Annotated in this window: 1 protein-coding gene; it reads left to right on the top strand. The window is 28.8% G+C overall.

Features of this window, described 5'->3' with window-relative positions; translation table 11 throughout:
• Positions 1-208 precede the first annotated feature (208 nt).
• The gene (locus KI369_RS28415) at positions 209-412 is read left to right on the top strand and encodes a hypothetical protein (RefSeq protein WP_001268332.1); all 204 of its coding nucleotides are present in this window, start codon (positions 209-211) and stop codon (positions 410-412) included.
• Positions 413-475: the final 63 nt, after the last annotated feature.

The raw sequence follows: 475 nt of genomic DNA, 5'->3' as shown, positions 1-475 counted from the left end.
AAATGCTGTTTTTACAGGGAATAAATATGCAGTCAAAATGAAGCTCCTTTCAATGAAAATTCGTTTACCATTATAACGTTAAAAGAACCTTAAAACAAAATTAAAATATTTCGAAATAGAAAAAATTACAAATTTAAACAGAATTAAGTTATACTAAATTCAATATAAGGATATTATGATTATTATAAGTTGAGAGAGGGTACAAGATATGCGATATGAGCTTTTTTCTGTAAGTGGGGATCATATTACAACTTTTGAAAGTGCTTGGCGTTTTCAGGAGGGAGAACAGATTTTTGTTCATGATGATCAAACGAAACGGAATTTTATTATTATCCGCCTAACGCATGATGTATTTCAACAAAATAAACATGTTATTCGTTTGTATTGTCAAGAAAAGAAAGTATACGCATAAAAGGACCCCTCTTACTGTGGAAAAAAGTAAGAGGGGCTTTATCATTATAAAAATATAAAAAAG

The organism is Bacillus sanguinis (assembly GCF_018332475.1).
In the GTDB taxonomy this organism is placed as follows: domain Bacteria; phylum Bacillota; class Bacilli; order Bacillales; family Bacillaceae_G; genus Bacillus_A; species Bacillus_A sanguinis.
Note: the sequence above shows the minus strand (reverse complement) of the source record. Positions and strands in the feature narration are given on the sequence as shown.